A 6,220-nucleotide genomic window follows, 5' to 3' on the forward strand; every position below is an offset into this window, starting at 1 on the left:
AAAGTAGAAGAGTTATGGAAAGAAGTATGGGAGTACATTGCAAGCACATATAACGAAGACAAAATAAAACGCATATACGTATCTGGAGATGGAGCAGAATGGATAAAATTCGGAGTAAAATATCTGCCTAACGCCGTATACGTATTAGACCTATTTCATCTACAAAAATACATAACAGCTGCAATAAAAGAAGATAAAAAAACAAAGAGAGAATTATGGAAAGCCATATTTAAAGCAGATAAACAAAAAGTCAATGAGCTTTTAACACAAAAATACAAAGAACTAGAATTAAACGGAACAGAAAATCCCGTAACGAAGTGCCAAACATATATAAATAACAATTGGGATGGAATAAATTCATACAGCCTTTACAAAAAAGAAATAACAGGATGCAGTGCAGAAAGTCATGTAAGTCATGTACTTTCAGAGAGGCTATCAAGCAGACCAATTTCATGGAGCAAGGTTGGAGCTCACAAAATGGCAAAATTAAGAGCAATAAAAGCAAGCGGCATATCGCTGAAAGGTGTCGTATTAAAACAGCAATATGAAAGCTTAAAGCCAATAGAAATACCAAAGCAAACAGTGTATAAAGCGAAACAACAACTAAAGAAAATAAAATCAACTTATGAAAACATAATAAGCTTGCCAATATTGCAAAATAAAAAAACATTAACAAGTCAGGCTATAAAATCATTACTATTGAGAAATGCCATTTAAAAGTATGCATATATATTGAAGATTGTAGTTTTAGTTATTATTATGGGGAGCTTATTTGGGTTACCTATCACATGTAAAATTCATGAATAAATAGCATTGATATACATGATGGCTTCTTTGAAGAGCGTGAGAATCTGAGAATGAGTGAGATATTAAAAGAAAATCAAAGATTATAGAGTGAGTGGCGATTTTATGCTATCAAGAAGTTAAGAGACTTCAACACTAAAAAACTTTTCTTAAAATCCAGCTATCAATACTCATCCTTAGAGTGATAGTGAGGTCTTTTTTTAAAAAAAACCTAAAAATACTTGACACAATCGAAACTTTTTGCACCCCTTTATACACAAAATACGGGAAGACCTAACTTTCCTGTCAATATACTTTTGTCCTTAGAGTATTTTAAACATATTTACGATTATACTGGCGAAGAGCTTATTAACCAATTTTACTATAATGTTCAGATTGCCTTTGCAATGGGAATAAAAAACGTTGGTGAAATAAATCTTGGAATAAGGACATTATACTACTTTAGAAAACATGTTTATGAGTATATATTGAAACACCCTCAGGAAGAAGATTTAATATTCGGTCAGTTTATAAAACTAATGAAAGAATTTTCGTTAAAAGCTGGTGTAATGACCGATAAACAAAGGATGGATTCCACATTGATTAGTTCGAACATTAAGAAAGCAGGAAGATTAGCACTTGCACTTGACGTTTTGGAAAAGGCAATAAAAAAAGTTCCACATGAATTTTTAAGTGACAAACTTAAAGAAGTAACAAAAGAAGGATATACCAGGACCTTATTGTACAAAACAAAGAGCTCGGAAATTGAAAACAGGCTTGAACATGTTATTGACTTATGTGTGGAATTAAAGGAAATTATTCAAGGTAACGAAAATTTATCAAGCAATAATGAATTATTACTTCTTGAGAGATTGTTAAACGAGCAGACGGTTAAAAATGCCAGTGAGAAAGGATATAAAATAAAAAGAGGCAAAGATATTGCCGGCAATTCCCTTCAGTCTGCATATGATGTAGATGCGACATATAGAAAAAAAGCAGAAAAGCAAAGCAGTGGTTATGTACTAAATATTTCCGAAACCTGCGACAATAATAATGAAATTCAATTAATTACAGATTATGTAGTTGAAAAAAACATTGTCAGTGATGTAGAAATAATTAATAGTCGACTGGAAATCATAAAAGAAAATACTGGATGTAAAGAAATTGTTGTTGATGGTGGATATTACGGTAAAAGAACTTTTGATACATCTAAAGATCATGGAATAATAATCAAATATACAGATATGACCGGAGGAAAGCCTGATGAAAATAAAACTAGTGTTTTGGAATTTAAGCTTGATGAGGACAATAAAATACTCCGGTGTCCTGCAAACATAGAACCTTTAGACAGTTACGTTGCCAATGGAGCATCAACAGCACATTTTATAAAAAGTGATTGTGAAGTATGCGAAAAAAAAGAATTTTGTATTGCCAAACCACATAAAGATCTTAATACAGTAAGGATAGAGCACGACACCATAAAAGCAGAAAAAACAAGATCTGAAATTGAAACCAACAAGAAAACAAATGTAAGCAGCAGAGCAGCAATAGAGGGAACAATATCTGAATTAAAAAGAAAACATGGTGCAGATGAAACACGGGTTAGAGGTTTAATAAAAACACGGATAGTTGAGGGTTTAAAAATAACGGCATGTAATATAAAAAGATTTATCATATACATGCAGGAAAAGAGGACAAAAGTGGTAAAGGATGCCACTTATTTTGGCATACCTGTTTCACAGACATAGATAAAAGAAATCAATAGAATAAAAAATTGCAACGAAAATAGGACGTAAATAAGACTGCAGGCTTTTAAAAATGGATATATTTTCAAATAGATTGTATTAATAAACCTAAAGAAGGAGTTTAAATAAAGACTTTTTGCAGTGGAATCATAGTATATATAGTTATAGTATCCAAAGCATCTTCCATCCGCTGCCTATAAAATATATTGAAAACAATATAATAAATATGCCTAACAACAAAATAATCCAACAATATACAGTATCACTTATCAGTTTCTTACCTCTGGAAAATACCGTGGATATTGCTGTATACCATACAACGTCTATAAATATGTCCTATGTGCTTTTACTTTATCATCTTCAACATATTATTGACTTCATCTATGCTGAATTCTTCAGGGTCAAAAGAACCCCCTACCCATTCAAGCATGGATTCATACTCTGGATGCTGCGGGTCCTGGATTGCTTCAAGAAAGTCCTGATATCCCCACGGTCCACCTACATCTTCAGGCGGACAGTTTCTTTTTCCACCGATACATACTGGATATTTAACGCCTTCTTCTGGGGCAAGCACCTTCTCAACAACAATGTCATGTCTCCAGTCATCACCAAAATCGTAAACATATCTGAATTTATCCTTTGGCGCAAAGTTCATGCTGCTTAACTTTACCATTTTTGCACTTTTTACTTTATATCTGTCGTAAAAGTCCCAGTCATCATCTTTTTCCCCAATAATCATTTCTCCCAGCCTGAACTCATAAAGATGGGATTCAAACCATCCCATCGCATACTGGATTATCCTGTGGAGTTTATAAAATGTGATATCGTCTCTAACCAATACTCTCCTCCAGACAGGAGGCTTTACGTCTTTTAATGTTATTTTCAACTGAAGAATTTTCATACCCTCACGGCTCCTTTTTTTGTATTTATGTAATTCTATTTTATCATTTCTCTATATTCTGCAATAGTAAAAATAATATCCTACTATCATTATACATTAATATTTATTTATCAAAATACCTTACTATAAATATCGGCTTCCATTTTTTAATATCCATGCTTTGAACCATAATAAATTAAACGTTCTAACTTCAATTTTATTTTATAATATAATCCTTATTCCTTATTCCTTATCCCTAAAAATCCTTATTACTAACTATGTATATTTAAAATAAACTCCGCTCCAAACCGAAATCCCTCAAACCCTTATCCTTTCTCACCTCGAACCTATTTCCCTATTTATTTCCAGATAAGAAAGTCCGCTCTAAACAACTTTTAAAATAAAGTCAGTTCTTTTTAGGGGTAAAGTGCAAGAAAAGTAGGGTAAAGTCTTTCAATACCTTTAAAATCAATTCCTTTAGCCTTTTCCTTACCCCTTAACCCTAACCTCAATAAAAAAGCAAATCCCGCAGCAAATGAAGATTTCTCTTGCACTTACTACGGAATTTTGGAACGAACTTTATTTTTATAGAGCGTACTTTATTATCATGGAGTGGAGTTTATTTGTATTATACAACACTTAATACAAGTTATTTAAAATTTTATTCAACTGTTACGCTCTTTGCAAGATTTCTTGGCTTGTCAACATCGCATCCTTTTTCAACTGCCATGTAGTATGCTAAAAGCTGCAGCGGTATTACCGTTATTATTGGAGCAACTTCTTCCATTGTCTTTGGTATATAAAGGACTTTTTCTACTATACCCTCTAATTGATTGTTGCCTTCCATCGCAAAAGCAAGGACGTATCCGCCTCTTGTCGTAACTTCTCTTATATTGCTTAACATTTTTTCAAAAAGGTGTTCTTGAGTTGCTAATGCTATGACTAATGTACCATCTTCAATAAGAGCCAATGTGCCATGTTTCAACTCGCCTGCCGCGTAAGCCTCTGAGTGTATATATGATATTTCTTTTAGCTTTAGTGAGCCTTCCATTGCAACAGCATAGTCAAGACCTCTTCCCAAATAGAAGACATCTTTTGAATTAAAATGATTTGACGCAAATTCTTGAAGCTCATCTTTATAATCCAGTATGTGTTTTGCTTTATCTGGTAGCTTCTTTAATTCATCACAAATGGCTTTAGCGTATTCTTTATCTATTGTTCCTTTTTTGAGTGCTAAATCCAATGCGATCAGATACAATGCAACAAGCTGTGTCGTATAAGCTTTTGTAGATGCAACGGCAATTTCAGGTCCTGCCCAAGTGTATATGACATCATCAGCTTCTCTTGATATGGAGCTACCCACCACGTTTGTAATTGCTATAACTCTTGAGCCATTTCTTTTGGCTTCTTTTAAAGCAGCAATAGTATCTGCAGTTTCACCTGATTGACTGACTACTATTGTCAATGTCTTTTCGTTTATAATAGGTTCTCTGTACCTGAATTCTGATGCTATGTCGACTTCTACTGGTATCCTGGCAAACTTTTCAATCACATATTTACCTACTACACCAGCATGGTATGCCGTTCCACAAGCGACTATGAATATCTTATCGATTTTATCTATTTCATCTTTTGTTATATTTACCTTATCCAAAACTATTTCGTTGTCGTTGACTATACGTCCTCTTAATGTGTCTTTTATAGCGTTTGGCTGTTCGTGGATTTCTTTCAACATGAAATGCTCATAACCGCCTTTTTCGGCTGATTCTACATCCCATTTTACCTCAAACACAAATTTTTCAACATCTTTTCCAAATGCATCTATGACTTTGATGCTGTCCTTTTTTATTATCGCAATTTCTTTATCATCAAGAAAGTAAACTTTTCTGGTGTATTTTAGTATTGCCGGTATATCTGATGCAATATAGTTTTCCCCATCGCCAAGTCCTACGATAAGTGGAGCGTCTTTCTTGGCTGCCACAATCATGTCTGGATGGTCCTTTGACAACACTCCAAGTGCATACGAGCCATCAATCCTGTCAAGAACTTTCATGACAGCTTCCACAATGTCTCCATTGTAATAATACTCGAGAAGATTTGCCACTACTTCTGTATCTGTCTCTGATTTAAATGTGTAACCTTCTTCTATAAGTCTTTTTTTAAGTGGCAGATAATTCTCAATTATGCCATTGTGGACGACAGCTATTATACCTGATTGTGATAGGTGTGGATGTGAATTTATATCGGATGGCTCTCCATGTGTTGCCCATCTGGTATGTCCAATTCCAATGGAACCAAAAAGATTCTCTTTTTTTAATGATTCTTCAAGCTGGCTTATTCTGCCTTTTGCCTTTTTTATATTTATGTTGCCGTCATTTATCACAGCTATTCCTGCTGAATCATATCCTCTGTACTCCAACTTTTTAAGTCCTTCTACTAATATTGGTGTCGCCTGTTCATCACCAATATATCCAACAATTCCACACATAGTAAATGTCTCCTCTCAGTATTTTTATTAAGTTATCCTGCTCAAACCGCTCTATGCCAATGGTCACCCATGGTTTTCCCGGTTTTTTATCGACCGCAGGAAGCCGCAGGGCATCCGCCGATAACTCGATTAACCCTGTCCTCGTCAACTTAGAGTTTCCCCTAAGCCCAGGCGCTTTTATTCAGTTGTGTGTTTCATGGGCATTCCCCCTTTCAAAGTATGAATATTCTCGGCAACTTCTGTTGCCTGATATATCTGAATTTCAGGAGACATCTTTTAAATTTATCCCCCAAAATTTCATTCTGAAATCCTTTTTCGATTTCC

Annotated in this window: 4 protein-coding genes; 2 read left to right on the forward strand and 2 right to left on the reverse strand. The window is 34.3% G+C overall.

Translation table 11 applies throughout. The features are described from left to right. Positions 1-717: ISLre2 family transposase (locus HNR52_RS11810; protein WP_435620680.1), on the forward strand; the 717-nt coding region annotated here is incomplete at its 5' end. Positions 718-1,100: 383 nt separating this feature from the next. Then, positions 1,101-2,531, forward strand: a complete 1,431-nt coding sequence (locus tag HNR52_RS11815) for a transposase (protein ID WP_435620681.1) — start codon at positions 1,101-1,103, stop codon at positions 2,529-2,531. A 343-nt stretch (positions 2,532-2,874) separates the two neighbouring features. Here the strand turns inward: HNR52_RS11815 and HNR52_RS11820 are convergent, their stop codons facing one another. Together HNR52_RS11820 and glmS are read right to left on the reverse strand one after the other, a co-directional pair. Then, positions 2,875-3,429 (reverse strand): plasmid pRiA4b ORF-3 family protein, encoded by a 555-nt coding sequence (locus HNR52_RS11820; protein WP_435620682.1) that lies wholly within the window; start codon positions 3,427-3,429, stop codon positions 2,875-2,877. A gap of 640 nt (positions 3,430-4,069) precedes the next feature. Continuing rightward, positions 4,070-5,896 (reverse strand): glutamine--fructose-6-phosphate transaminase (isomerizing), encoded by a 1,827-nt coding sequence (gene glmS, locus HNR52_RS11825; RefSeq protein ID WP_435620683.1) that lies wholly within the window; start codon positions 5,894-5,896, stop codon positions 4,070-4,072. Positions 5,897-6,220 lie beyond the last annotated feature (324 nt).

This window comes from Thermoanaerobacterium thermosulfurigenes (assembly GCF_051201035.1).
In the GTDB taxonomy this organism is placed as follows: Bacteria; Bacillota; Thermoanaerobacteria; order Thermoanaerobacterales; family Thermoanaerobacteraceae; genus Thermoanaerobacterium; species Thermoanaerobacterium thermosulfurigenes.